Origin of the sequence: Streptomyces sp. NPDC007901 (assembly GCF_042959465.1) — a bacterium.
In the GTDB taxonomy this organism is placed as follows: domain Bacteria; phylum Actinomycetota; class Actinomycetes; order Streptomycetales; family Streptomycetaceae; genus Streptomyces.
The window spans coordinates 46,292-69,498 of the sequence record NZ_JBIBKW010000032.1 but is presented as its reverse complement, the minus strand read 5'-3'; the positions used below and the strand labels follow the sequence as shown (position 1 = coordinate 69,498).

General features: G+C 69.3%; 30 protein-coding genes and 1 pseudogene. 11 read left to right on the top strand and 20 right to left on the bottom strand.

Going from position 1 to position 23,207, the window contains the following annotated elements:
- Positions 1 to 70: 70 nt before the first annotated feature.
- Positions 71 to 226 carry a hypothetical protein gene (locus ACFZDK_RS50850; RefSeq protein ID WP_390984852.1) on the bottom strand — a complete coding sequence of 52 codons (156 nt, stop codon included), beginning with the start codon at positions 224 to 226 and terminating at the stop codon, positions 71 to 73.
- Between the two features lie 74 nt (positions 227 to 300).
- On the opposite strand from ACFZDK_RS50850, the gene ACFZDK_RS50845 reads away from it, so the two are divergent.
- The 3 genes from ACFZDK_RS50845 (at position 301) to ACFZDK_RS50835 (ending at position 1,598) form a co-directional block, all read left to right on the top strand.
- Positions 301 to 546 (top strand): hypothetical protein, encoded by a 246-nt coding sequence (locus ACFZDK_RS50845; RefSeq protein ID WP_390984849.1) that lies wholly within the window; start codon positions 301 to 303, stop codon positions 544 to 546.
- A 78-nt stretch (positions 547 to 624) separates the two neighbouring features.
- Positions 625 to 1,119 (top strand): VOC family protein, encoded by a 495-nt coding sequence (locus ACFZDK_RS50840; protein ID WP_390049901.1) that lies wholly within the window; start codon positions 625 to 627, stop codon positions 1,117 to 1,119.
- A 302-nt stretch (positions 1,120 to 1,421) separates the two neighbouring features.
- Positions 1,422 to 1,598 (top strand): IclR family transcriptional regulator C-terminal domain-containing protein, encoded by a 177-nt coding sequence (locus ACFZDK_RS50835; protein ID WP_390984869.1) that lies wholly within the window; start codon positions 1,422 to 1,424, stop codon positions 1,596 to 1,598.
- A gap of 36 nt (positions 1,599 to 1,634) precedes the next feature.
- Here the strand turns inward: ACFZDK_RS50835 and ACFZDK_RS50830 are convergent, their stop codons facing one another.
- Complete coding sequence (locus tag ACFZDK_RS50830; protein WP_390984845.1) at positions 1,635 to 2,192, bottom strand: pyridoxamine 5'-phosphate oxidase family protein; 558 nt, start codon at positions 2,190 to 2,192, stop codon at positions 1,635 to 1,637.
- Between the two features lie 129 nt (positions 2,193 to 2,321).
- Complete coding sequence (locus ACFZDK_RS50825; RefSeq protein WP_390049895.1) at positions 2,322 to 3,080, bottom strand: FadR/GntR family transcriptional regulator; 759 nt, start codon at positions 3,078 to 3,080, stop codon at positions 2,322 to 2,324.
- Positions 3,081 to 3,225: 145 nt separating this feature from the next.
- On the opposite strand from ACFZDK_RS50825, the gene ACFZDK_RS50820 reads away from it, so the two are divergent.
- The 7 genes from ACFZDK_RS50820 to ACFZDK_RS50790 all read left to right on the top strand — a co-directional run bounded on the left by ACFZDK_RS50820 (position 3,226) and on the right by ACFZDK_RS50790 (position 8,491).
- Entirely contained in the window at positions 3,226 to 3,774 is a 549-nt protein-coding gene (locus ACFZDK_RS50820; protein WP_390049893.1) for a flavin reductase family protein, read from the top strand.
- Positions 3,775 to 3,837: 63 nt separating this feature from the next.
- Complete coding sequence (locus ACFZDK_RS50815; RefSeq protein WP_330351258.1) at positions 3,838 to 5,010, top strand: acyl-CoA dehydrogenase family protein; 1,173 nt, start codon at positions 3,838 to 3,840, stop codon at positions 5,008 to 5,010.
- Between the two features lie 41 nt (positions 5,011 to 5,051).
- On the top strand, positions 5,052 to 5,897 hold the full coding sequence (locus tag ACFZDK_RS50810; RefSeq protein WP_330351259.1) for a fumarylacetoacetate hydrolase family protein: 846 nt from the start codon (positions 5,052 to 5,054) through the stop codon (positions 5,895 to 5,897).
- Between the two features lie 51 nt (positions 5,898 to 5,948).
- Positions 5,949 to 6,869, top strand: coding sequence for a VOC family protein (locus tag ACFZDK_RS50805; protein WP_330351260.1), 921 nt, complete (start codon positions 5,949 to 5,951; stop codon positions 6,867 to 6,869).
- A 16-nt stretch (positions 6,870 to 6,885) separates the two neighbouring features.
- On the top strand, positions 6,886 to 7,611 hold the full coding sequence (locus ACFZDK_RS50800; RefSeq protein ID WP_390984840.1) for an EthD domain-containing protein: 726 nt from the start codon (positions 6,886 to 6,888) through the stop codon (positions 7,609 to 7,611).
- A gap of 110 nt (positions 7,612 to 7,721) precedes the next feature.
- Positions 7,722 to 8,096 (top strand): antibiotic biosynthesis monooxygenase, encoded by a 375-nt coding sequence (locus ACFZDK_RS50795; RefSeq protein ID WP_390984838.1) that lies wholly within the window; start codon positions 7,722 to 7,724, stop codon positions 8,094 to 8,096.
- Positions 8,093 to 8,491: an antibiotic biosynthesis monooxygenase gene (locus ACFZDK_RS50790; protein WP_390984835.1), complete on the top strand. Its 399-nt coding sequence runs from the start codon at positions 8,093 to 8,095 to the stop codon at positions 8,489 to 8,491. The genes ACFZDK_RS50795 and ACFZDK_RS50790 overlap by 4 nt, the downstream gene beginning before the upstream one ends.
- 109 nt (positions 8,492 to 8,600) lie before the next feature.
- On the opposite strand, the pseudogene ACFZDK_RS50785 reads toward ACFZDK_RS50790, so the two are convergent.
- A pseudogene (locus ACFZDK_RS50785) lies at positions 8,601 to 8,705 on the bottom strand (oxidoreductase); the annotation flags it as partial.
- Positions 8,706 to 8,928: 223 nt separating this feature from the next.
- Positions 8,929 to 9,201: a nickel-binding protein gene (locus ACFZDK_RS50780; protein ID WP_390049882.1), complete on the bottom strand. Its 273-nt coding sequence runs from the start codon at positions 9,199 to 9,201 to the stop codon at positions 8,929 to 8,931.
- Between the two features lie 113 nt (positions 9,202 to 9,314).
- Between ACFZDK_RS50780 and ACFZDK_RS50775 the strand changes: the two genes are divergently transcribed.
- Entirely contained in the window at positions 9,315 to 10,115 is an 801-nt protein-coding gene (locus ACFZDK_RS50775) for an IclR family transcriptional regulator (protein ID WP_390049880.1), read from the top strand.
- 68 nt (positions 10,116 to 10,183) lie between these two features.
- On the opposite strand, the gene ACFZDK_RS50770 is transcribed toward ACFZDK_RS50775, so the two are convergent.
- From ACFZDK_RS50770 to ACFZDK_RS50700, 15 genes are all read right to left on the bottom strand, one after another.
- A complete protein-coding gene (locus ACFZDK_RS50770; RefSeq protein ID WP_390984831.1) occupies positions 10,184 to 10,834 on the bottom strand; it encodes an MBL fold metallo-hydrolase in 651 nt (216 codons plus the stop codon).
- A 34-nt stretch (positions 10,835 to 10,868) separates the two neighbouring features.
- A complete protein-coding gene (locus ACFZDK_RS50765; protein ID WP_390984828.1) occupies positions 10,869 to 11,606 on the bottom strand; it encodes a maleylpyruvate isomerase family mycothiol-dependent enzyme in 738 nt (245 codons plus the stop codon).
- Positions 11,596 to 12,432: a fumarylacetoacetate hydrolase family protein gene (locus ACFZDK_RS50760; RefSeq protein ID WP_390049874.1), complete on the bottom strand. Its 837-nt coding sequence runs from the start codon at positions 12,430 to 12,432 to the stop codon at positions 11,596 to 11,598. Before ACFZDK_RS50760 ends, ACFZDK_RS50765 begins: the two co-directional genes overlap by 11 nt.
- Positions 12,429 to 13,520 carry a cupin domain-containing protein gene (locus ACFZDK_RS50755; RefSeq protein WP_390049872.1) on the bottom strand — a complete coding sequence of 364 codons (1,092 nt, stop codon included), beginning with the start codon at positions 13,518 to 13,520 and terminating at the stop codon, positions 12,429 to 12,431. The genes ACFZDK_RS50760 and ACFZDK_RS50755 overlap by 4 nt, the downstream gene beginning before the upstream one ends.
- Entirely contained in the window at positions 13,517 to 14,212 is a 696-nt protein-coding gene (locus tag ACFZDK_RS50750) for a class II aldolase/adducin family protein (protein WP_390984824.1), read from the bottom strand. Before ACFZDK_RS50750 ends, ACFZDK_RS50755 begins: the two co-directional genes overlap by 4 nt.
- 20 nt (positions 14,213 to 14,232) lie before the next feature.
- Positions 14,233 to 15,414 carry an FAD-dependent monooxygenase gene (locus tag ACFZDK_RS50745; RefSeq protein WP_390984821.1) on the bottom strand — a complete coding sequence of 394 codons (1,182 nt, stop codon included), beginning with the start codon at positions 15,412 to 15,414 and terminating at the stop codon, positions 14,233 to 14,235.
- Between the two features lie 2 nt (positions 15,415 to 15,416).
- Entirely contained in the window at positions 15,417 to 15,746 is a 330-nt protein-coding gene (locus ACFZDK_RS50740) for a 4Fe-4S binding protein (protein WP_390984818.1), read from the bottom strand.
- Positions 15,747 to 15,763: 17 nt separating this feature from the next.
- Complete coding sequence (locus ACFZDK_RS50735) at positions 15,764 to 16,789, bottom strand: NAD(P)/FAD-dependent oxidoreductase (RefSeq protein WP_390049864.1); 1,026 nt, start codon at positions 16,787 to 16,789, stop codon at positions 15,764 to 15,766.
- Entirely contained in the window at positions 16,789 to 17,649 is an 861-nt protein-coding gene (locus tag ACFZDK_RS50730; RefSeq protein ID WP_390984815.1) for a hypothetical protein, read from the bottom strand. The genes ACFZDK_RS50735 and ACFZDK_RS50730 overlap by 1 nt, the downstream gene beginning before the upstream one ends.
- Positions 17,650 to 17,903: 254 nt before the next feature.
- Complete coding sequence (locus ACFZDK_RS50725; RefSeq protein WP_390984813.1) at positions 17,904 to 18,257, bottom strand: DoxX family protein; 354 nt, start codon at positions 18,255 to 18,257, stop codon at positions 17,904 to 17,906.
- 28 nt (positions 18,258 to 18,285) lie between these two features.
- Positions 18,286 to 19,203, bottom strand: coding sequence for a fumarylacetoacetate hydrolase family protein (locus tag ACFZDK_RS50720; protein WP_390984811.1), 918 nt, complete (start codon positions 19,201 to 19,203; stop codon positions 18,286 to 18,288).
- A 22-nt stretch (positions 19,204 to 19,225) separates the two neighbouring features.
- Positions 19,226 to 20,311, bottom strand: coding sequence for a cupin domain-containing protein (locus ACFZDK_RS50715; RefSeq protein WP_390984808.1), 1,086 nt, complete (start codon positions 20,309 to 20,311; stop codon positions 19,226 to 19,228).
- A 129-nt stretch (positions 20,312 to 20,440) separates the two neighbouring features.
- On the bottom strand, positions 20,441 to 20,983 hold the full coding sequence (locus ACFZDK_RS50710; protein WP_330351278.1) for a hypothetical protein: 543 nt from the start codon (positions 20,981 to 20,983) through the stop codon (positions 20,441 to 20,443).
- Positions 20,983 to 21,723, bottom strand: coding sequence for a hypothetical protein (locus ACFZDK_RS50705; RefSeq protein ID WP_390049854.1), 741 nt, complete (start codon positions 21,721 to 21,723; stop codon positions 20,983 to 20,985). Before ACFZDK_RS50705 ends, ACFZDK_RS50710 begins: the two co-directional genes overlap by 1 nt.
- A gap of 369 nt (positions 21,724 to 22,092) precedes the next feature.
- Complete coding sequence (locus tag ACFZDK_RS50700) at positions 22,093 to 23,193, bottom strand: alcohol dehydrogenase catalytic domain-containing protein (protein ID WP_390984804.1); 1,101 nt, start codon at positions 23,191 to 23,193, stop codon at positions 22,093 to 22,095.
- Between the last annotated feature and the right edge of the window lie 14 nt (positions 23,194 to 23,207).

Genomic DNA, 23,207 nt, shown 5'->3' with positions numbered 1-23,207 from the left:
CGTTCTGTATAGCAGATGAGCTATCTGTAGTACAGACAGCGGGTGACGACGAGTTGCGTCTGGCGTTGAGTCAGAAGGCGCCGTCCGCGTCACGCGTCATCACCCAGATCTGCTTCGATGCGAGCACCGCGATCGACTGGGCACGCCGAGTGCGCCGGCGCCATCCCGACCTGGACGTGGTGGTGGGAGTGCCGGCCCTGGTGAACTGGCGGAAGCTGCTGCGCATCTCCGCGAGTTCCGGGCTCGCCGCACTGCTCGCCCGTCTGGGCGACCACTGGACTCACGGACGAGAAGCGACTCATGGGCCACACAGGCGCAGGCATCGACGCGGACCAGGGCCGGCTGTTCGTGTCCGGGATGGACGGGCCGGGCATCGTCGCGGCGGTACCCCGCCACGCGGACCTCGCCGTCAGCCACACGGATTCCGTGGAAGACCTCGTCCGGTGCGGTGCCGACGCGGAACGGCTGGTGCTGTGCCGGGCGGTCGAGGCGTTCTGCGCGCGCAGAGGCGCAAAGCACATGTGGTGTGCACCTCTTCTTCATTGACCGGTGTGAACGGCGACTCATACGCTAGTTGCGTGTATCAGGATCAGAGTCCTGCTTAACGAGACATAGGGGTAGAGCATGGCTATCACCGGACTCGGTCACACCGGACTGTGGGTGTACGACCTGCCGAAGATGCGGGACTTCTACGAGCGCGTCATGGGGCTGGCGGTGACCGACGAGGACGAGGACTTCGGGATCGTGTTCTTCAGCGCGCGACCGCACGAGGAGCACCACGAGTTCGTGCTCCAGACCGGGCGGACGTCGCGCATCGGTGACAAGCAGCAGCATCAGATCTCGTGGCGCGTGGAGTCCGTGGAGGACCTGCGAGTCTTCCACCGACGGTTCGAGGAGGAAGGGGTCGAGGTCCAGCAAGAGGTGACGCACGGCAACGCCCTCGGCATCTACTTCTTCGACCCGGAGGGCAACCGCAACGAGGTCTACCTCCGTATCGAGCGGGACGTGCGGCAGCCCTTCCGCAAGACCATCGACTTCTCCCTCTCGCCCGAGGAGATCTATGCGGAGGCCGAACGGCTGCTCAACGACGGTGGCGCCGCCTATCAGCCGGTCCAGTAGCGGCTCGCGGTAACGGCTGCACCCGGCGGAGGCCATTCCCTGCCCACGTACGACGTCCTGCAGGACAGGACGACAACAGGCGGCGGCGGCCCGACCGGGCAGTACCGGGAGCGCAACTCGACTGCCGACCGGGCCTTGGAGCGAGATCGCCCTCCCCGTGATGAGGAACCTGTCCACGGCAGTCGGTGAGACGGTGCTCCTCACCCGTCGTGCCGGCGGGGCCGCCATCTGCGTGGAGCGCTGCGAGGCGGCCCATCCGGTACGGATCTCCTACGAGCGCGGCAGCGTCCGCGCGCACCTTGATGGACATCCTGGGCATCGTCGCCCCTGTCCGCGGAGCCTCCGGGACCATGGAGGCCGCGTTGAGTGTGGCCGCCCTGGAACACCGGATTCCGGACCGGCGGCTCGACGAGGTGGTCGCAGCCGTGCGCGACGCCGCCGAACACATCGGCAGTCGGCCGGCGATGGTCGGAGACTGAACCGTTTCCGGCCCCGGCCCGGGGGAGGCATCGGCCTCAGTCCGAGGGGAGGAAGAGCTCCTTGTAGGGGTGCACGGCGGTCAGACTCCTCCCGTCGGTGCTGAAGTCCAGGACGGTCCGCCACATCAGTCCCACCCTGTGGTCCGCCCACACGGCCTGAACGGGATCGATACGGAAGAAGGCCTGCTGCCCTTCTTCCGGACCTCTGACGTTCTCGAACAGGCCCGAGTCCGCCGCCCACGGAAACTGCTCACGGCTGAGGCGAGCGGCCAGGGCGATCTCGTCCGGCTCGACCACCAGCGTTGCCCGACCCTTGACCTGGAGGGAGCGGGTCTCGAAGCGTTCGTCGTAGCCCCCTGACGGCAGGTGGCTGACAACATAGCTGACGCGGTCGTCGGCGACCATCTCCGAGCGCTTGCGGGTCTGGGCGAAGGTGTGCATGTAGACGCGCAGTCCGTCGGCGGCGATGTGCATCGCCGAGGCGGACGGGGAGCCGCCGTCGTCCAGTACGGCCAGGGTGGCGATCTCCTCGGTACGCAGCAGCTCGGTGAGCGCTGCTGCGATCTCTTCCAGGCTCGGCTCTGTTCGGGACATCACGCCTCCACAGGGGTGTGAGATAGGCGGCGGCAGGGTCTGGTCGCCTGACCGATGAAATAGGACGATGGTCCTCCTATGCAAGACGCGTGCAGGCAGTCGTCGCGTCCGACCGCGGATGATCCTGGGTCAGTCCGCGCCGGCGGCCGTCGTCGTGTCCGTCGTCGTGTCGTGTTCCGCGACCAGCTGCATCAACGCCTCCTCCTCGCGTTTTTCGAGGGTGTCGACCAGCGCGGCGTGCAGCCTGCACCGGTCCCGGATGTGCTGCGTCAGGGCGACGCCCCCTTGCGGGCGGACGTCCAGCGCGTGCCGCTCGACCACCTCCAGAAGAGCCACGTACAGCGAGCACAGGAGTGCGTTCGGGGTGATGTCGGCGACTCTGGCGTGGAGGCGCCAGTTGGCCCGCACGAACGCGTCGACATCGCCCGCCTCGACAGCCGCGTCCATCGGTTCGAGATGGAGCCGCAGATCCTTGATGTCCGCCGGCGAGGCGTGCCACAGGGCGTCCTGCCACAGCAGGGGCTCCAGCGCGTTGCGGATGCGCAGAGCCTGGGTCACGTCCGCCTGGGAGGTGTCCAGGGCCAGGACGGAGTGGGCGAGCCTCGCCATCGGGGTCTGCTCGGCGGCGAACAGGCCGCCGCCCGGTCCGCGTTGCACGGTGACGACTCCTCGCGTCTGGAGCAGGCGGAGCGTCTCGTTGAACGTTCCGACCGAAACCCCGCAGCGGGCACGGAGTTCGTCCTTCGTCCCCAGCCGGGTCCCGGGGGTGACCCGCGACGCGAGTTCGGCCACGAGGTCGGCCGCCGCTTCCGCACGCGACGCGCCCCCCGCCTGCCCCCAGTCGGCGCGTCGCAGTGCCGGCGGGTCGGCACTCCTGTCATTGGCCACGTCCTGCTCCTCGCGTCGCGTGCTCTCGCCGTCTGCCGGCACCGTCGGTCCATCCTGCGTCGTGTCGTCGTTGATTCATTATGACGAATAGCCTCCCACCTCTTGACGTCGTGCGAAACAGGGATGCAACATCACCATAATCATCATGACGAATGGAGATCCCATGGTCCCCGTCCTCGGTGAGCAGGAATTCCGTGACCTCATGGCAGGCGTCTGCGCACCGGTCACGATCGTCACCGCCACGGCCGAGGGCCGCCCCCACGGCACGACGGTCAGCGCCTTCGCGTCGCTGTCACTGCGGCCCCCCATGGTCACCGTGGCACTCGATCGCGGTTCCGCAGTCCTGTCTCACATCACCGCGACCGGACGCTTCGGCGTCAACGTCCTCGCCCGCACCCAGGACGACCTCGCTCTGGGGTTCGCCCGCCGTGGCACCGACCGCTTCGCCGGCGTCGACTGGCAGTTCGATCACGGTCTGCCTCGCCTTGGCTCCGCCCCAGGGTGGCTGGTGTGCGAGGTGAGCCAGGTGGTGGAGGGCGGTGACCACCTGCTGCTGCTCGGCACGGTCACCCATGCCCGGACCACCCCGGCACCGCCGCTCGTCTACGGATACCGGACCTTCGGCACCCACTCCGGCTACGGGGACCGCCCGCGGCACACCATCCGCGAGCAACTCGCCGCCTTCGCCCGCTGACCCCTCCCCACCGCCCCGGCCAGGACTCGCGCCCCGCCGACCGACAAGAAAGAGCGCCCCACCATGACGACTCATGACGACCTCGTCGCCCGTGCCGTGGCCCTGCAGCCGCTGCTGCGCGAGCATGCGGCGGCCACCGAGACCGACCGGCGGGTACCGGATGCCGTGATCGACGCGCTCACCGAAGCCGGGCTGCTCAAGCTCTCCATCCCGAAGCGGTACGGCGGACACCAGACGTCCATGCGCACCATGGTCGACGTGTCGGCCGCCCTGGCGGAGGGTGACGGGTCGACCTCCTGGGTCGTCACCCTCGTCAACGTGTGCAACTGGCTCACCAGCCTCTTCCCTTCCAAGGCGCAGGACGACGTGTTCGGGGCCAACCCGGACGCCCGGGTCACGGGGGTGCTCACCCCGACCGCCACGAGCGTCAAGGTCGAGGGTGGCTGGCGGCTGTCCGGCCGCTGGTACTACAACTCCGGTTCGCCGCACTCCGACTGGGCCGTGCTCGGCGTGCCCCTCACGGACGAGGACGGTGAGGTGGTCGACCAGGGGCTGGTCCTGGCCCCGCGCGGCGACCTGTCCCTGGAGGACACCTGGTTCGTGGCCGGCATGAAGGGCACCGCCAGCAACTGCCTCATCGCCGAGGACATCTTCGTCCCCGAGCACCGCGTCATGTCCGTGCCCGCCGCCATCGAGGGCAACTACCCCACGGAGCACACGGACGAGGTCCTCTCCCGTTCGGGATTCGTCCCCGTCCTCTCCCTGGTCCTGGCCGGCCCGCAGCTCGGACTCGGCCGCGCGGCACTGAAGTACGTGACGGAGAAGGCCACCCGCAAGCCCATCTCCTACACCTTCTACGAGACGCAGGCCGAGTCGGTTGCCGTGCAGCTGCAGATCGCGGAGGCGGCCCAGCGGATCGACACCGCCACGCTGCACGCCCACCGCGCAGCCGCCGACATCGACACGGCCGCGCAGAACGGCACCTACCTCGACTTCACCGAGCGCGCCCGTGTCCGCGCGGACACCGGCTGGGCCATCCAGAACGTACTCGGAGCGATCGACACACTCGTCAGCGTGCACGGCGCAGCCTCCTTCGCCGAGGTCAACCCGCTCCAGCGGATCTGGCGCGACGCCAACACCGCCGGCCGTCACGCGGTCGCCGCGCCGACCGTCGCCATGGAGGTCTACGGCAAGGCCCTGCTCGGCATCGACGAGAAGATCACCCCCCTCGTGTGACCAGGTCACACCAGCATCCCCGTCTCCCCAAGGAGCAGCACGTGCGTACCGCCAACCTGTCCGGGCGTCTTGTCATCATCAAGGACGACGAGACCGCCGTGGACGTGGAACAGGCCAGCAACGGCCTGTTCGGCCCCGACCCCCAGGGCGTCTATGCGCGCTGGGCCGACTTCCGCGCCTGGGCGGCCGGCGCCTATCTTTCCGGAGGGCGGCCCTTCACCGCCGCAGAACTGGGTTCGCCCGCCCCGGCCCCGCGTCAACTGCTCGCGGTGGGCCTCAACTACCGGGCGCATGCCGACGAGTCCGGCTTCGCCGTCCCCGACACGCTGCCGCCTGTGTTCACCAAGTACGTCTCCAGCATCACCGGTCCCGTCACCGAGGTGCGGCTGCCGGAGGGCGGTCACACGGACTGGGAGGTCGAGCTCGTCGCCGTCATCGGCGAGCACGCCTACCGTGTCGGCGAGGACGACGCCTGGCGGTACGTCGCCGGACTGACGGCGGGCCAGGACATCTCGGAACGCATCACCCAACTGCAGGGCCCTGCCCCCCAGTTCGGTCTGGGCAAGTCCTTCCCGGGCTTCACCCCGATGGGTCCCTACCTGGTCACTCCGGACGCGTTCGCCGACTCCGACGACATCGAACTGGGCTGCACGATCAACGGCGAAGAGGTGCAGAAGGGCCGCACCCGCGACCTCGTCTTCTCCGTACCCGCTCTCGTGTCCCGGCTGTCGCACATCGTGCCGTTGCTCCCCGGGGACGTCATCTTCACCGGCACCCCGGCCGGCGTCGGCCTGGGCCGCACCCCCCAGCGCTGGCTCACCGACGGCGACGTCCTCGTCAGCCACATCGAGGGCATCGGCGAACTGCGTCAGACCTTCCGCGCCTGAGCGCGGCTCAGCCCCCCGCATCCAGACCCTTTAGCGCCCTGGAGTTCCACCATGGCCCTGCATCGTCTCTCCTCGATCGTCATGGGTGTCCCCAACACCCACGAGACGATCGCCTACTACACCGACTTCGGGCTGGCGCCCGAGTCGGACGGCTGGTTCAGCACCCGCGACGGAGGCCGCCAGCTGCGCGTCGTCCACGCGCCGACCCGCCGTCTCGTCGAGCTCACCGTCGGAGTCGACACCCCCGACGATCTCGCCGCGACCGCGGCGAGGCTCGAACGGCTCGGTGTTCCCTCCGACTTCGACGACAAGACGCTCACGGCGTACGAGAAGATCACCGGCGTGCGCGTGGTCCTGCGCGTCGAACCCCGCGTCCACCAGCCGGAAATCCCGGCCACCCCCTACAACGGCCCGGGACGGTTGGAGCGCGTGGGAACGCGCGCGCCCGGAATCGAGCGGGTCACGCCCGTCCGCCCCCGGAAGCTGGGGCACGCCGTCCTGGGCACCACGGACTTCGAGGCCACCACCGGCTTCTTCCTCGAAGGACTCGGCTTCAAGCTGTCGGACCGGATGGGTACCGTCGGTGCCTTCATGCGCTGCTCCACCGACCACCACAACGTCCTCGTCCTGTCGGCGCCGGTGCCGTTCCTGCACCACACCTCCTGGCAGGTCGACGACGTCGACGAGGTCGGGCGCGGTGCCAAGGCCATGCTGGACGACCATCCCGAACGGCACGTCTGGGGCCTCGGCCGCCACCACGTCGGCTCCAACTTCTTCTGGTACCTGAAGGACCCGGCCGGCAACTTCTCCGAGTACTACTCCGACCTGGACTGCATCGTCGACGACCAGCTCTGGAAGCCCGAGGTCTTCGAAGGGGCCAAAGGCCTGTTCAACTGGGGGCCGCCCCTGCCGCCCTCCTTCCTCAAGCCCGACGACCTGGCCGAGCTGATGACCGGCTCGCACAGCGGCTGAGTCCGGGAAGCGCGCTGTGTCCAAGGAGTATCTGGTGCTCACCGCCAGGGACCCCGACAGACATGTCGAGTGTCAGGACTACGTGATCCACCGTCACGCGCAGGCGGTCATGAGTCACCGTGCCTTCCAGGGAGTGTTCAAGCGGTACGTCGCGCATCGGCCGGTCCGACTCGGCGTCCGCACGGACTCGCTTCATCTCTATGGCGCACGTCCCGACATCCCTTTGATCGTCGAGCATGTCTGCGAGGACGCCTCACTCTTCCGTCGGGCGCTCCAGGACGATGACCACAAGGCGGCGATCAAGCCCGACGAGGAGTACATAGGCCGGGAGTTCCTGAGCGGGCCCCCGATGGTGATCGAGACGACGGAGACGGAGATCTTCGCGGGGTCAGGCGCCGGCCTGTTCCACGTCTTCGACTTCCGGAAACGCCATCCCGAAACCAGTCCGGACGGCTTCTCCTCCTGGCTCGACGAAGAAGGCAGCGCCCTCGCCGCTTCAGCTGAGTTCAGGTCGGTGGTCTCCCGGCGCGTCCACAACCTCGTCAGCAAGGACGAGGCGGTCTACGCGGAGGACGGCGGCACCGGTGCCTCTACGGGCCGGGCGTACGACGCCGGCACCGAGACGTGGACGGACTCCTTGGAAGACCTGGCTCGCGCCTGCACCCGGAGACGTGGACGAGGCACAAGGGACGCGTGGACGCCGTGTCGAGCTTCTCCCTCGTCACCGCCGAGCACGTCCTGATCGCCGACCGGCGCTGAGGGGTGACCCTTCGCCTTCATCGGGTCCGACGACCTGGCCGGTCCGATGGCTGGTTCGCACAGCAGACAGCCAGACACCTCAGAGGAGTTCACATGATCGAGCTCAGGGATCTCGATGTCTCGACCCCGTTCCTGGCACAACTCCAGGCCGCGGACGACGGACAGCCCGTCACACTCGTCAACGCCTTCGTCGCCCCGGAAGGGAAGATCGGCGAGGTCATCGACGTCTGGCGCCAGGACTCCGTCATCATGAAGGCGCAGCCCGGCTTCATCTCCGCCCAGCTGTACCGGGGCATCGGCGACAGCCGCATCCTCACCAACGTGGCCGTCTGGGAGAACCTGACCTGCCTCCGGGACGCGTTCATGCGCGAGGAGTTCCAGAAGACGCTCACGCTCTACCCCGACGAGTCGATCGCTCACCCGATCGTGGTGCGCAAGGTGGCGGTTCCTGGGGTGTGTGTCGCATGACCTCTCACACCGCGGGCTCGGGCGACCTCACGTTCTTCGAACTCGATCCCGGACAGGACTTCTTCACCCAGGTGGCCCTCGACAGCGGCCCCTGCACGCTCCTCGACATCGTGGTGTCTCCGCCGGGAGCGCACGACGCGGTCCTGGAACAGTGGCGCCGCCACGCGGACCACATGGTGACTCAGCCCGGGTTCATCCGCGCCCAGCTGCATCGGTCGACGGGCGGTGACGGGAACACGATCGTCAACCTGGCCGTCTGGGAGTCCCCCGCCGCGCTCCTCGCCGCCGTCACCACACCCGAGTTCGCTGCCATCGCGACGGAGTACCCGGCGGGTGCGGTCTGCACACGTCAGCTCCTGGCCGAGGAGGCGGTCGAGGGTATCTGCGTGGCATGAGCCGACCCGTGGTGGCCGCGCCGCACGGCCACCACGGGTCACTGCCAAGGCCCGCGCAAGGCGTCCGAACGCCTTGCGCGGGCCTTGTGCGTGGCGGGGCCCACCGACCGGCGCCGGCCCCGGCGAAGGGAGACATGAGGTGGGCGGCGTCGCCGATGAGGGTGACACCCGGCTTGCTCTCCCAGGTCAGGCCGGCGGGGAGCGGCATGATCGGACAGGGCAGGATCGTGTCGTCGCAGGAGTGGATGAGGTGCGTCAGCCGCGGGTCCCAGTCGTAGCCACGTCCGTCCGCCTCTGCCTCAGCGGATGCCATTCCCTCAAGTTTCCGTCGTCGTGGTCCATCCCCGGACGCATCGGCCGGTGACGGGATGCAGTTCGAACGGGCCGCCCCCTCCGCGCTCCCGCTTGCGAGGGGGCGGCCCCGCTCTGTCGGCCGATCAGGCCTTCCCCACCATCTGGGCCAGTTCCGCGGCGCTCTGGCTGAAGTCGATCTCGTGGATGGCGTCGAAGGGGAAGCCGACCCGCTCGAACTCCGCCTCGACGGCCTTGGCGTTCTCGGCCTCGTAGACGGTGACGATGAACCCGGTGTCGGTGTTCACGTACAGATGCCGGAAGGTCGCGTGCACCTGCTGGGCGACCTCGGGCGCGTTGCCCGCGATCTCCTCCTCGGAGAGGCCCGGCGCCTGGTGAAGGCTCAGGTACAGAGGCATGGCAGTACTCCTTCGTTCGTGCAATGTATCATGATGCAGAACACTGTCCCGTTCACTGAAACGTAATGGCAAGACTCGTGGGGTCTGGACATCCCTGCGCTACTGTGCTCTGCGTGGATCAGACATCGGGGACCAACAGCGACGAGCCCAACTCCGCCAGCCGCCCGGCAGGCCTCATCGGAGCCGTCGACAACGTGCTGCGCCTGCTGCGCATGTTCGAGAACCATGAAATGATCCGGGTCAACCAGGTGGCCCGGGACATGGGCCTGTCGCGGTCGACGGTCCACCGCATGCTGGCCACGCTCAGCCACCACAACTTCGTGGCGCAGGACGAGTTCTCCCGCGCCTACAAGCCCGGCCCCGCGCTTGTGGACATCGGCCTGTCGGTCGTCGCGAACATGGACATCCGCGCCATCGCACACGGCGCCCTCGTGCGCCTGCGGGACGAGACCGACGAGACCGTGCAGCTGGCCACCCTCCGGGGCACGGAGGTCCTGTACATCGACAGTGTCGAGAGCAACCAGGTCGTACGGACCAGCAGCCGTACCGGCTGGACGCTCCCGGCCCACGCGACCGCCGCGGGGAAGGCCCTGCTCGCGGAGCTCGGTGACGAGGAACTGGAGGCCCGCTATCCCTCGGAGGAACTGCAGGCCCCCACGTCGCGTGCCCCCCAGACGCGGGAGGAACTCCGCAAACAACTGGCCGACGTGCGGCTGCGCGGCTACGCGGTCAACGACGCGGAAAGCGAGGCCGACGTCAGCGCGGTCGCGGCGGTGGTCCGCGACAAGCACGGCCGGCCCCGGGCGGCCGTAGCCACGACGGCGCCCCGGTCTCGGGTCGACGACAACTGGATCACCGCCGCGGCGTCTGCGACGGTCCGCATCGCACGCGAGCTCAGCGACCGCATCGACTGACGAGTTCGCCCGCGCGTCGGTGGCCCCGGGCCAGGCTCGGGGCCACCGACGGGAGCGACGTGCGTCCCTCACACAGCCGTCGCCGCGGCGTGGTCGAGAACCTGGACGGTGCATCGCTCGGGGCCCAGGTTCCGGAACAGCTGCTGGTGCAGTTGCTGATGGACGGCGGCCAGTCCTGCCTGGTGGATGGGGATCGCGACGCGGGGGGCCACGACCCGCAGGTAGTCGATCGCCTCGCTCGCCTTCATCCACGGGCCTCCGGTCGGCAGGAGCAGGATGTCCACCGGCTGCGGCGAGAGGACGAAGGCGTCGCCCGGGTGGAGCAGCCGGTCGTCGACGAGATAGCCGTTGTTGTGGGTGCAGGGCAGGTCGGGGTGGATGACCGCGTGGTCGCCGGCCAGCACCTGAACAGGAACCTCGGCGACGGTGACGATGTCTCCCTCACCGACGGTCTCGTGCGCCAGCCCGGCGTCCTGCAGAAGCTTGCCACTGCCAGGGTCCGCGATCAGCCGGGCAGCGGGGCTCTGGGCCAGCAGCGGTGCCAGCCGGGCGACGTCGACATGATCGGGGTGCTCGTGGGTGATCAGTACGGCATCGAGGTCGCGTACGCCTTCGAAGTCGGTCGAGTAGGCGCCCGGATCGAAGAGCAGCCGGACGGTGCCGGCGTCGCGCTCGATCTCGACCAGGACGCAGGCGTGTCCGAAGTGGGTGATCTTCATGGTGTACTCCGATGGGCGGGAGGAATCGTGGGTGTCACAGCCACGGGGGCAGGAGGGGGAGACCGGGCGGTGAACAGGTGAGGCCGATACCGGGGGCACGTCCGGTGAGCCAGCCCAGGAGCTCGGCGGTGGTGCCCTTCACCTCCGTCATGCTGCCGAGAGGTTTGCTCGGCCGGGTCATCAAGGGTGTACCGCCCGGCTGGGTGCGAATGATCAGGGCCGGGCAGCCGTCGCGTCCGGCCAGGGTGGTGACGACGTCAGGGAGCAGCGCCGTGGCCAGGGCGTCGGGGAGTGTGCCGAACGTGACGCCTGTGCCCAGGTCGACGAGGTGGATCCATACTTCGCGGATGCGCAGCCACGGGACGAGGGACGCCGGGACCGTACGGCCCTGCGCGGTGCGGACGGTCCGTGCCCAGGCCGCTTCCGGCATCCCCGCCAGGGAGTCCTGAAGCCGAGCGGCGCTGTCGTGGACGTCCTTGAGAATCACCTGCGCGGAACGCTGAGCGCCTTCCTCGATGTCGCGCAGCCGCCCGGACGCACCGTGCGGGTACATCGGCGTCTCCACGCCCGTGGTGGCCCAGGTGACAAGGTTGTTCAGGGCGTCGGCGTTGCGCGCCAGGTGCGTGAGCAGGTGGGCCGTCGTCCAGCCGGGAAGAGCCGACGGACCGCTCACCCAGGTTTCGGGTGCCTGGTCCAGTTCGGCGTCGAGCAGGCTTGTGCCCGCCGCGAGCCATTCGAGCAGGAGCGGGCGGGGTGCGGGTTCACGCGCCATCGGGCTTCTCCTGGACGCAGTGGTTACGGCACTCACCGAGTCCCTCGATCCGGGTGGTGAGGAGGGTTCCGTCGCTGAGGTATTCCTTGGGCTCGCGGGCATGGCCCACGCCGCCGGGAGTGCCGGTGGCGATGACGTCCCCGGGTTCGAGGGTGATGATCGTCGACAGGTAGGACACCAGGGCGGCCGGGTCGAAGACCAGGTCACCGGTGTCGGCCTTCTGTTTGGTCTCGCCGTCGACCACGGTGGTGAGCCGACGCGAGCCGGTACCGGCCTCGTCCGCGGTCACCAGGACCGGTCCGAACGGCGTGGTGGCCTCGAAGTTCTTGCCCTGTAGCCATTCCTTGGTGCGGTACTGCCAGTCCCGGGCCGTGACGTCGTTGAGGACCGAGTAACCGGCGATGAGCCCCGCGGCCTCCGCCACGGAGACGTTGCGGGCACGTGCCCCGACGACGACCGCCATCTCGCCCTCCCAGTCCACGGCCTGTGAGGCGGCCGGCAGCACGATGTCGTCGTACGCACCGATGAGGACGGCGGGGAACTTGGCGAACAGCGTGGGGTATTCGGGGAGGTCCCGTCCCATCTCGGTGATGTGGGTGCGGTAGTTGAGGCCCACGCAGAAGATCTTCTGCGGGCGGGGAACGACGGGCGCGTAGTCGAGTGTCTCCAGGGCGTGCCGGGTGCCGTCGGCGGCGGCGGCGAGCTCCTGCCAGCCGTCTTCGGCGAGCAGCGCGCCGACATCCGGGTGACCGGTCTCCACCGCCTCCGTCTGGTCGATGCGGACGGCGGCCGTGCCGGAGCCGGTGCGGATGGTGGCGAGCTTCACGAGTACTCCCTGCGGGCGAGGTTGAGGCGTTCGAAGACGGGGGCGTCGCTGAACCGGAAGAGGTCCAGGTCGGTGCCGGCCTCGATGGAGACCTCGCACCACGACGGCACGGCGATGACGTCGCCCCGAACGACGTCGGTGCGGGTGCCGTTCAGGCTGATCACGCCGGACCCGTCGAAGACCTGCCACACACTGGAACCGGTCTCGCGGACAGGTGCCGTGCGCTGACCGGCGGCGATCCTGTGCATCTCGGTGCGCAGTGTGGTGAGCGCGTCGGACCCCGTGGTGGGGTTGGTGAAGCGCACGGCGGCGTGGCCGGGTTCCAGAACCCCCGGGTGCCCCTCGGCGGCGACTTCGAGCTGGGCGGCCAGGGCCGCGTCGGTGTGTTCCCAGCGGTAGGCGGCCAGGGGGGAGTTGGGTGTGTCCTGCTCCGTCGCCGAGACCGGCCGCAGGCCCGGGTGGCCCCACACCCGCTCGGAACGGGAGCGGTGCGGGGTGGAGCGGTCGCTCACACCGTCCTCGCCGAATTCGAAGAAGCCGGTGTCGGTGGCGGAGACGAACGGGATGTCCAGGCCGTCGAGCCAGGCCATCGGCCGGGGGTGCGGGTTGTGGTGCCCGTGGAACTGCCAGCCCGGTGTGAGCAGGAGGTCACCCCGGCGCATGGCCACGGGATCTCCGTCGACGACGGTCCACACGCCCTCGCCTTCGAGGACGAACCGGAAGGCGTTCTGGCTGTGCCGGTGGGCCGGGGCGACCTCGTTCGGGCCGAGGTACTGGATGGCCGCCCACAGGGTGGGTGTCGCGTACGGCAGCCCGGGCAGGCCCGGGTTGGACACGGCGATCGCCCGGCGCTCGCCCCCGCGTCCGACCGGGACGAGGTCGCCCGCGCGGGCCGCCAAGGGGTAGAGGTCGCCCCAGTGCCAGATGTGCGGAACGGCCTGGGGCTCGGGCGTCATCGGCATGAGGCCCTCGCGCTCGGTCCACAGCGGGATCAGCCCGAACCGGCTGAAGCCCTCGTACAGCTCCTTCTCGGCGGCGCTGGCCTCGGCCTCGTCCGAAGGCGTAGGGGGTATCTGCGTCTGCGTCATCGATCATTCCTCTCCGCGAGCCGCTGCAGGTAGTTCCAGCCGGCCTCGCGTTGCGTGGGGTTCCACACCTGGTCCCGCTTGAAAGCGGCCTCCTCGCTGTCGGACCACACCTTCGGTCCGCCGGCGGCCATGGCCATCAGCTGCGTACGGCACGCCCGCTCCAGCAGGACGGCGTTCATCACCGCGGCCGCCGCGTCCGGACCGACGGTGACAGCGCCGTGCTGCGGCATGAGGACCGCGGGAGCGTCGCCGAGCGTCGTGGCGAGCGCGGCACCGAGTTCGGCGGTCGCGATGAGCGCTCCCGTCTCGGCGAAGCGGGGCAGTTGCGGATCGCAGAACACGACGCCGTCGTGCGAGATCGGCCGCAGCGGCACGTCGAGGGAGGCGAAGGCGCTCAGCGCGGGTGCGTGGGTGTGGACGACGCAGCCGACGTCCGGCCGCCGCGCCATGATCTCGGTGTGGATCGGGAACTCGATGTGCCGCTTGCCCTCGCCGTGGAGGACCTCGCCGGCGCGGCTGACCAGCAGCACCTGCTCGGCGTCGATCTCCTCGAACCCCCAGCCGGAGGCCTTCATCCACACGCCCTCGCCGTCGGGGTCACGGATGGCCGCGTGCCCCCACACCATGTCGGTCAGGCCCGCTGCCGCCAGGGCGCGACTGGCACGGACGGTCTCGTCGATCTCTTGCTTCATCACGGTCCTCGTGGGTCGGTTCAGGCGGCGTGCGGCTGGTACAGCCAGTCCAGGTCGGTGTAGTCGTCGGCGCTGCGGAGCCGGAAGAGGCGGTCCCGCAGGGCCTCGATCACATCGCCTTCGGCGTGCCAGACATGGCCCCAGCCGCGCGCGACGCGCTGCACCAGCGCCGTACGGGGGATCCGTTCCGCCTGGTAGGCGGCGAACGCCTTGTCGATGTCGCCGTTGTGCTCGGCCATCTGGCGGGCCAGGCACTCGGCGTCCTCGATGGCCTGGCAGGCACCCTGCGCGAGGTACTGGAACATGGGGTGTGCGGCGTCGCCGAGCAGGGTGATGCGTCCGCGGGTCCAGTTGGCCAGCGGCTCCCGGTCGTACAGGGGCCAGCGCCTGGACCTGTTGAACATCCTGACGGACGTGCGGACCTGCTCGCACGAGGTGGCGAAGGCCGCGTCGAGTTCGTCGGGCCCTCCCCACTGGTCGGTGTGCTCGATCTCCGGCGTGTAGTTGGGGCTGCGGAAGACGGCGACCTGGTTGTACAACTCGCCACGCCGGATCGGGTACTGGACCAGGTGCCTGTTCGCGCCGAGCCAGATGATCTCGTCGTCCGGCTCGACCGGCACACTGATCTCGCTCATCGGGAGCGCGCCGCGGTAGGCGACGTACGCCTCCGTGAAGGGCCGGTCCTCGGAGAGGAGCAGGCGGGCGCGGGAACGCAGGCCGTCGGCGCCGATCAGCGCGTCGGTGCGGTAGCTGTCGCCGTCGGCGAAGCGGACGACGGCGGCCGTGGTGTGGTCCTCGATGTCGACGACCTGACGGTTGTTCTCCAGCGTGACCTTCGGGTGCTCACGGCACGCGGCGAGCAGGACGTCGAGCAGGTCACCGCGGTGCAGCACGCTGTAGGACTGGCCGTAGCGCTCCAGGAACGCGGCACCGAAGTCGATCGTCGTCATGTGCCGGCCGGTGTCGGCGTGCAGGAACACCAGGTTGCGCGGACGCACCGCGACGTCGCTGACGGCGTCGAGGACACCGAGGGATTCGAGGACCCGCAGGGCGTTCGGCGCGAGCTGGATGCCGGCGCCGATCTCCGTGAACTCCTGGGCCTGCTCGACGATGTGGGTCTCGAATCCGGCCCGGGCGAGGGCCAGGCCGGTGGCCATGCCGCCGATGCCGCCTCCGATGATGAGCAGCGGGATGTGTCGCACGGTCACTCCTTGGTCCAGTCGGCGACGAGGGAGGTGTCCACTCCGACGGTGCCGGTGCCGCCGGCGCCACCGGGGCTGTCCAGCGGGGCGTCCTTGCCGGGCAGCGCCGTGGCGAAGAACGCGGCGTTGTCCTGCTTCCAGACGGGATCCGACTTCTCGGGCGCGGTGATGGCGTCCACCGGGCACTCGGGCAGGCAGGCCCCGCAGTCGATGCACTCGACAGGGTTGATGTAGCGCTTGGTGAGGCCCTCGTAGATGCAGTCCACGGGGCACACGTCGACGCAGGAGCCGTCGAGTTCGTTGATGCACTTCTCGTTGATCACGTAAGCCATGAGGTGTCTTCCTCCGTTCAGGGGGTCGGTGTCGGTGGGCGTTCGCTCGAGTGGCCCGGGAAGAGGTCCTCGTCGGGCCGGAGCCGTACGGCGATGTTGTTCACGGCGGTGGCGGCCTCCCCGAACCCGACGGCCATCAGCCGGACCTTGCCGGGGTAGGTGGTGATGTCACCGGCGGCGTAGACGCGATCCAGGCCCGTGGACATCGAGCTGTCCACCTGGATCTGCTGCCGGTCGAGCGTGAGTCCCCAGGTGGTGAGCGGCCCGAGCGAGGCGATGTGTCCCAGGGCCGGGATCAGGACGTCGGCGTCGACGGTCTCCAACGCGTCGGTGCCGCAGTCCCGTACGGTCACGGCCTTCAGGGACTCGGTTCCGTGCACCTCCGCGATCTCGCTGTTGGTCAGGACCCGCACGGGGGAGTCCATGAGCCGGTCCACCGAGAACTGGTGAGCGCGGAAGCGGGTGCGCCGGTGTACGAGTGTGACCTGACGCGCGTGCGGGGCGAGGGTGTTGGCCCAGTCGACGGCGCTGTCTCCGCCACCTACGATCACCACCTGCCGGTCGGTGTACGCGTGCGGGGGCTCGACCAGGTGGTGCACACCTTCTCCGGCGAACGCCGTCAAGGCGGGCAGCGGTCTCGGGGTGAAGCGCCCGATGCCGCCGGTGATCAGCACGGCGCCCGCCCGGATGACCCGTCCGGCGTCGGTGGTGACGACGACCGCGCCGGCGTCGTCTCTGCGCAGTTCCATTGCGCTCTCCCCGAGCAGGACGGACGGTGAGGCGGTCTCGGCCTGCTGGGTGAGCCGCTCGACCAACTCGCGCCCGCGGACGGCCGGAAACCCGGCGACGTCGAAGATCTCCTTGTCGGGGTAGAGCGCCGCCACCTGCCCGCCGAGGTGGGGCAGGCTGTCCACGAGGGTCACGTCGAGGCCCCGCATTCCCGCGTAGTAGCAGGCGAAGAGGCCGGTGGGACCGGCGCCGACGATGAGGAGCTCGGTCTCCAGGGCGGCGGGGGCCCCGGAGGGCGGGACGGGTGTGGACATCAACGGCTCCCCAGTGTTGCGTCGGCGACGAGATCGGCGTGACCGCGGGCGGCCGCCGGATGCAGCGGAAGCGGCGAGGGTGCTGTGGCGGCAGTGCCGGCGGAACGGTACGTCCGGGCGAGGAACCGCGCGGTCACGCGGGCGACGTCGTCGTCCAGGTCCTCGCGGCAGAGCACTGCGAAGTCGGAGCAGTCCAGCGTCGGCAGGTCCGCGTCGAGGAGGGGGAGCCGACCCGCGGGGACCACCCGGGTCGGCCAGCCCTGGGAGGCGAAGCCGTGCAGCACGCGCGCGTCCCACGCCAGGTACTTCACCGACCGCGCCTCGGAGGCTGCCGTCCAGTCGGGCGTGGACAGCAGGTCGTGGATGACGACGTCCGCCTCGCCGCTGGCGAAACGCTCACAGCAGGTGGCCGGCTGTTCGTCGTGGACGTATGTCACCTGGGCGTCGACACCGGCGATGCGCAGTGCGCGGCGCACTGCGAAGCCGACCAGGCTCACCCCGTCGTCCGCGGGAGTGGCGACTGTGATGCGGCTGGGGGCAGCGACCAGCTCACTGACCGTGTCGTGGGCAAGTCCGGCATCGGCAGCGGCGATCAGACCCCCGCGGCGAGCAACCACCCCGAGCGCGACCAGACCCTGGAGATCGCCGAACTGATGCAGGAGGCGCACTGCCGCGGCGGGTGTGACGACGGCGATGTCGGTCTCCCCGGAGAAGAGCCTGGCGGTCTCGTCCAGACCGCCTCGCCCGACCCGGATGCGGAGACGAGTGCCTTTCGGGCCGAGCCGGCGCACCTCCTGTCGGAGGTGGACGGAGATTCCGCGCAGGTCGCCGTGACCTTCCGGTTCGAACTCGCCAGTCACGGAGTCGCCTTGTGTGCCGCGGACAGCCGTGCCTTCGTCCGGCTCGGGAGCGACGGTGAAGCCCGGCCGGGCAGATCCGGACGCTGGAACATGGCGGCTCCTCCAGGATGTTTAAAGTGTCGCATCATACGGAACGATGTTCCGTAGTGTGGCGCTATTTTGAGGCTGAAGCAAGACCTGCAGTCGTAACCAAGCCGCCCTCCCAGCCCGCTGATTGCGGGTCGGAAGGGCGGGAGAGCGCGCTGCGAGAGTGATCAGCTGGAAGCGATCCGCAGTACCAGGGCGGCGATGGACAGCACCGTCAGGGCGGCGGCGCCGGTCATCGACTGGTTCATGCGCCCGGATCTGAGATGAAAGGCCAGCGCACCGACGAAGTACGCGGCGCTTCCGACGGCCGCGGCGACGCCGACGGGCCACCAGAACAGCCCGGCAAGAAGGCCGATCCCGCCGGCCACCGTGCATGCGCCGAGCATCCACATCCGTTCGGCCGGGAAGCCGACCTCCGCCATGAGGTCGGCCTGGCCGGTGTTGCCGGTCAGCTTGGCGATGCCGCTGCCCAGCAGGGCGACGGCGAGCACACAGCTGACAATGGCCGTGGCAACGAACATGGACGTCCTCCAGGCGGGATGTGCGATCTCACGCCGGCTCCGCCGTGATCGGAGGAGCCGGCGGCGGTACGGGGCCCCGCCCCGCACCGCCGGTAGGGCAGGGGGTGGCGTTCTCGGCCGTGACGCCGACGGCCAGCCGGCCGATCCGGTCCACCGTCAGTTCCACGGTGTCGCCGCTCTGGATCGGGGCCACACCGGCCGGGGTGCCGGTCGTCACCACGTCGCCGGGTTCGAGCACGGTGACGGTCGAGGCATACGACAGGAAGCGGGCGGCCGACCAGATGAGGTCCCGGGTGTTGGCCTTCTGCCGGAGCGCCCCGTTGACGGTCAGCTCCAGACCGACCTCGTCGGGTGAGCCGAGTTCGTCCGGGGTGACGATCCAAGGGCCCATGGGCGTGAACGTGTCGAAGGACTTGCGGGTGGAGCGGTCCTCACCGCCGCGCATGGTGATGTCCATCAGGCCCGTGTAGCCGAAGACATGATCCAGGGCTTGCTCCGGCGTGACCTGGCTGGTGCGGCGGCCGACGATCAGAGCGAACTCGGCCTCGTGGTCGAAACGGCGGTCCGAGTAGGGCAGTCGGACGGTACCCCCCGGGTCGAGCAGCGAGGACGGGGACTTGAGGAAGAACCCGAGCGCGTTGATGTGGAAGGCCTCGTTCATCTCCGCCTGGTGGTCGCGGTAGTTGACCGGTGCGGCCACGATCTTCGTGGGATCGGGCACCGGGGCACGCAGCCGCACCTCGTCCAGCGGCAGCCCTGCCGACGCCTCGGATCCGGCAGCCAGTTCCTCCAGGATCGGCCGTACCACGGTGAACTCTGTGATCAGGCGCCGGACAAGGCTGTACGGGCCGGGGGAGAGGGCGGAGGTGAGCTGATCGGTGATGTTCAGGACACGACCGTCTCGCACGAGACCGAGGCGGTCGTCGTCGAAGCGGGCGATGCGCATGAGGGCTCTCCAGGGGGCATGGTCAGGCGGTCACAGAGGTTTCGGGAGGATCGGCAGCCGCTTCCTCCCGGTAGAGAGCCAGGGCTTCCAGCACCGGGGCGTCACTGACGGTGAACAGATCGAGCGGTTCGTCCGCGATGTACGCCACGGACGTCCAGGAGGGGACGGCGATCAGGTCACCCGGGGCGACGTCGTAGGAAATCCCGTCCAGGACGACGGCGCCGGTGCCACGGAAGGCGGCGAGGAGCGAGGAACCGGTGCGTCGCAGGGCGGGAGCGGTGTGGCCAGGCAGGTATCGGTGCATCTCGCACCGCATCGTGGGCATCACGTCGCGGCCGTTCGTCGGATCGGCGAAGCGGACGTGCGCGTGGCGGGCACCGGCGCCCTCGTCGGCGAGACGGCTGCTCAGCGCGCGGTCGGTGGCGGCCCAGGGGTAGCGCAGGAGAGGGGAGTGGGCGGCCGGCAGGGAAGGCCCGTCGCAGGGAAGGAGTCCCGGTCCGCCGCCGTAGCGGCTCTCGGAGGCGGACCGGGGAGCGGTGACGCGTGCAGCGCCGGGTTCGTGGCCACGTTCGAAGAACACGGCCCCCAGCGCCTCGACCAGGGGCAGGTCGAGTGCATCGAACCAGGTCATGGGGGTGGTGCCTGGGTTGTGGTGTTCGTGCCAGGTCCAACTGGGGGTGAGGATCAGGTCTCCCGCCGCCATGTGCAGCAAATCGCCGTTCACCAGAGTCCACACGCCCTCGCCCTCCAGCACGAAGCGCAGGGCGGCGGGGGTGTGGCGGTGGGCGGGCGCCGTCTCCGCGGGGCCGAGGTACTGCACCGCCCCCCACAGTGTGGGGGTCGCGTACGGGGCGCCGCCCAGGCTGGGATTGGCCAACGACAGCACCCGCCGATCACCACCGCGGTCCACGGGGACGAGGTCTCCGGCCCGCGCGCCCAGTTCCCGCAACTCCTTGCCGCGCCAGCGATACGGTGTCGCCCAGGCTTTCGGCGTGGGGGTGAGCAGCCCGGTCAACTCCCACAGCGGCTGGAGGTTTCTCTCCGCAAGGTCTGCGTACAGGTTGCTCAGAGCGGGATCGGCAGGCGCGTGAAAGCGCCGAGTAGCCATGTCTCTCCTAAGGTGTCCGGCGGCGGGGAGGCCGGATGCGGCATCGACGATGCCGGTTGCCAAGACCGACCGGCTGTCAACTGCCGCTTCCTGCCCCGCGGTGTGTCGTCCTCGCCCGGGGGGCGGCCCTCAGGCGACGGGAACGGGGGCCTGCCAGCCGTACGACGCCAGGTTGATTTCCGGGTGGACCGCCGCGCACTTCGCACAGGTACGGGCGGACAGATCGGTGGTGAAGCGGGCGCAGGCCGCTGCGTACTTCTGGACGACCGGGGTGTCGTTGTCGTGCTCCCACTCGTAGCGACAGAGCTCGGTCTGGCATCCCGGGCAGTACCACGCGGCCCCCTGGCGGCCGGCGTCGAGCGCCATGTAGCGGATCGCGACGCCTTCCTGAAGCGGCACGATCTGGTGCGGGGTGCCGGCGGGAACGTAGATGTGATCTCCGATGTCCATCCGGAACCGGTTCACGGAACTGTCCTTGAGGTGCACCTGGGCGGCGCCGGACAGCTGGCTGATCACGGTGTCCTTCTCGCAGATCAGGTGGAAGGGCTGCGGCAGCCAGTTACGTGACAGATAGAGCTGCGGGTCGGTGTCGGCGGGCAGGACGGCGGCGTCCTCGTAGTTCCCCAGCTCGGCGGCGACCTTGAGGGAGTGCAGCATGCGGCGGCGGTTCATCACTTCTCCTGCTCGTCCTGCGGGGCGGCTGCCTCGCGCATGGCGCGGTGGGCCTTGGTCGTGGCGTCGGTCTGGACCACCGTGCGTGCCCAGCCCCAGATGTCCGACGGGAACACGTCGTTGACATGCCCGCACGCCTGACAGGTGCGTCCCTCGTCGGAGTTGCGCCGGCTGACGAACTCCATGGAGCCCAGCGTCGTGGAGAACTGGCGTATCGGGGCGTCGTGTTCACCGTGGCGGGCCACGTCGTATCCGGGCAGCGGGAACGGCGTCGCGTCGTAGTCGTAGCGGACGATCTCCGCCTTGCAGTTCTTGCAACGGGCGATCAGCGCCTCGGTCTGGTCGCCCTCCTCCGACTGGTGCTGGGTGACGACGATGACCGCGTACGCCTCGGGGTTCTTCTCGTCCCGAAGGAAGGAGTTCACTCCGTGCAGATTCTGGGTCGCCATGATCTGCCCGGTGGCGAGCATCGCCTCGTTGGAGCCGTAGGTGACGGCCACCTCGTTCACCGTGTTCCAGTGGAAGAAGTGCCCGTAGGCCTTTTCGGGGCCGCCGATGAGCACGTTCCCGCAGGGCACGATCGCCCCGGCGTGGTCGTACGGGAAAAGGGGCGTCAGCTGCGAGGCCGCCTTGGCCATCCGCTCGTAGACGTTGGCCTTCATCGGTTCGCGGTCGGGGTCCGGCGGAGGGATTCGCCGAGTGTCCTGAAGGCCGTCCTGCTCGGAGACAAGCTCGCTCACAACATCTCCTCCTTGAGATACTGTCGCATGATACGGAACACTGACCCCTATTGTGAAACTAGATGTGGGCGATGGCAAGGTGGAACTCGCAGAAAATCGCGTGATCGTGGGATGGCCGGGGCGGTGGTCCCCGGCGCGCCCCGCCACGAGAATCGGGCGTGGCGGGACTCCGCCCCAGGCGGCTTGAGAACGGCCGCTGTCTCGGCGGGCCGGCCATGACCTCCTGTACGCGGACATCAGGGATCGGACGGATCCGCAGAGGCGCTGCGCTCGACTGAAAGACGGCTACGCCGTGGGAGGTGAGCAGGTGGGCCATGATGAGGCCGACCTGACCGCCGCCCACGACGAGTACGGGCTGCCGTGGGCGGTCTACGGGTTGACGACCGCCATCCAGATCGGCTCGGTTCGGCTCTGCATGGCCTCGACGGCCTCCTTCGCCTCCGTGAGCGGGTAACGATGGGTGATGAGTTCGTCCACGTCGAGCGCCTTCTCGGCGAGCAGAGAGAGAACTTCCTGTGCGTCGGTACGGGTGCAGGAACGAGTGCCGACGAAGCGCCAGCAGTTGACCATGACGGCGATCGGGGGGAGCGTCAGCGGGCTGGGGTTGGCGCCCATGTGCACCAGGGTTCCGCCGGTGGTGAGCGAGGCCATGGCCTGGGAGGTGGCCGGCCCCTCCGGGACGTAGTCGAGGACCGCGTCCGCTCCCTGCGGGACGAGCGCGCGCAGGGCGCGGGTGAGACCCTGCGCGGAGTGCCAGTTCTCGGGCAGGGTCTCCAGCGCTACGACTTCGGTGGCGACGTCGCCCGCCAGATGCCGGATGGCCTCCAGCCGTTCGGCGCTGCGCCCGACGAGAATCAGACGCGCCACTCCGTAGTGCCGGGCGAGTTTGATGGTGGAGGTGCCCATCGTGCCGGTGGCGGCGGTGACCACCAGGGTGGCGCCCAGGGGCAGATCGGCGCTCTTCAGAGCGCGTACGGCGTTGGCGATGTCGTAGACCTTGGCGCCGACGTCGAAGGACACGCTGTCCGGCAGCGGATCGACGAGCCAGTGCGGCACCCGGACGTACTCCGCCAGACCGCCGTCGTGATAGCGCTCGTACAGCGGCATGGGGACGTCACCGAACCCAGCGTGGCCGATCACCGCCTGCTGCGCGCACATCATGTCCCGGTTCGAGCGGCAGTAGCGGCAGGCGCGGCAGTTGAGGTTGGGATGCACCCGCACCCGGGCGCCGATCTCGATGCCCTCCACCTCGCTGCCGACGGCGGCGATGGTTCCGGCGGCCTCGTGCCCGAGGGTGGTCGGCAGATGCTTGAAGGCGCCCATGGCCAGCAGGGTCATCATGCCGGGGGCAAGCCCCGCGGAGGCTACCTTGATCAGGACGTCCTGGGGGCCGGGCTCGGGGATGTCGATCTTGTCCAGGTGCAGTGCGTCGGAGCCCTTCCGGGCCCGTGCGGCGAGCATGGTGGTCATGATGTGCGGCTCCT

Coding starts and splice junctions, on each gene's coding strand:
- ACFZDK_RS50820 (WP_390049893.1), top strand. CDS start 3,226: ATGACGAATGGAGATCCCATGGTCCCCGTCCTCGGTGAGCAGGAATTC.
- ACFZDK_RS50700 (WP_390984804.1), bottom strand. CDS start 23,193: ATGACCACCATGCTCGCCGCACGGGCCCGGAAGGGCTCCGACGCACTG.
- ACFZDK_RS50795 (WP_390984838.1), top strand. CDS start 7,722: ATGATCGAGCTCAGGGATCTCGATGTCTCGACCCCGTTCCTGGCACAA.
- ACFZDK_RS50770 (WP_390984831.1), bottom strand. CDS start 10,834: ATGAAGATCACCCACTTCGGACACGCCTGCGTCCTGGTCGAGATCGAG.
- ACFZDK_RS50725 (WP_390984813.1), bottom strand. CDS start 18,257: ATGTTCGTTGCCACGGCCATTGTCAGCTGTGTGCTCGCCGTCGCCCTG.
- ACFZDK_RS50765 (WP_390984828.1), bottom strand. CDS start 11,606: ATGGCGCGTGAACCCGCACCCCGCCCGCTCCTGCTCGAATGGCTCGCG.
- ACFZDK_RS50850 (WP_390984852.1), bottom strand. CDS start 226: ATGCGCAGCAGCTTCCGCCAGTTCACCAGGGCCGGCACTCCCACCACC.
- ACFZDK_RS50805 (WP_330351260.1), top strand. CDS start 5,949: ATGGCCCTGCATCGTCTCTCCTCGATCGTCATGGGTGTCCCCAACACC.
- ACFZDK_RS50830 (WP_390984845.1), bottom strand. CDS start 2,192: ATGTCCCGAACAGAGCCGAGCCTGGAAGAGATCGCAGCAGCGCTCACC.
- ACFZDK_RS50750 (WP_390984824.1), bottom strand. CDS start 14,212: ATGAAGCAAGAGATCGACGAGACCGTCCGTGCCAGTCGCGCCCTGGCG.
- ACFZDK_RS50815 (WP_330351258.1), top strand. CDS start 3,838: ATGACGACTCATGACGACCTCGTCGCCCGTGCCGTGGCCCTGCAGCCG.
- ACFZDK_RS50840 (WP_390049901.1), top strand. CDS start 625: ATGGCTATCACCGGACTCGGTCACACCGGACTGTGGGTGTACGACCTG.
- ACFZDK_RS50835 (WP_390984869.1), top strand. CDS start 1,422: ATGGACATCCTGGGCATCGTCGCCCCTGTCCGCGGAGCCTCCGGGACC.
- ACFZDK_RS50720 (WP_390984811.1), bottom strand. CDS start 19,203: ATGCGCATCGCCCGCTTCGACGACGACCGCCTCGGTCTCGTGCGAGAC.
- ACFZDK_RS50715 (WP_390984808.1), bottom strand. CDS start 20,311: ATGGCTACTCGGCGCTTTCACGCGCCTGCCGATCCCGCTCTGAGCAAC.
- ACFZDK_RS50710 (WP_330351278.1), bottom strand. CDS start 20,983: ATGAACCGCCGCCGCATGCTGCACTCCCTCAAGGTCGCCGCCGAGCTG.
- ACFZDK_RS50780 (WP_390049882.1), bottom strand. CDS start 9,201: ATGCCTCTGTACCTGAGCCTTCACCAGGCGCCGGGCCTCTCCGAGGAG.
- ACFZDK_RS50755 (WP_390049872.1), bottom strand. CDS start 13,520: ATGACGCAGACGCAGATACCCCCTACGCCTTCGGACGAGGCCGAGGCC.
- ACFZDK_RS50845 (WP_390984849.1), top strand. CDS start 301: ATGGGCCACACAGGCGCAGGCATCGACGCGGACCAGGGCCGGCTGTTC.
- ACFZDK_RS50735 (WP_390049864.1), bottom strand. CDS start 16,789: ATGTCCACACCCGTCCCGCCCTCCGGGGCCCCCGCCGCCCTGGAGACC.
- ACFZDK_RS50790 (WP_390984835.1), top strand. CDS start 8,093: ATGACCTCTCACACCGCGGGCTCGGGCGACCTCACGTTCTTCGAACTC.
- ACFZDK_RS50740 (WP_390984818.1), bottom strand. CDS start 15,746: ATGGCTTACGTGATCAACGAGAAGTGCATCAACGAACTCGACGGCTCC.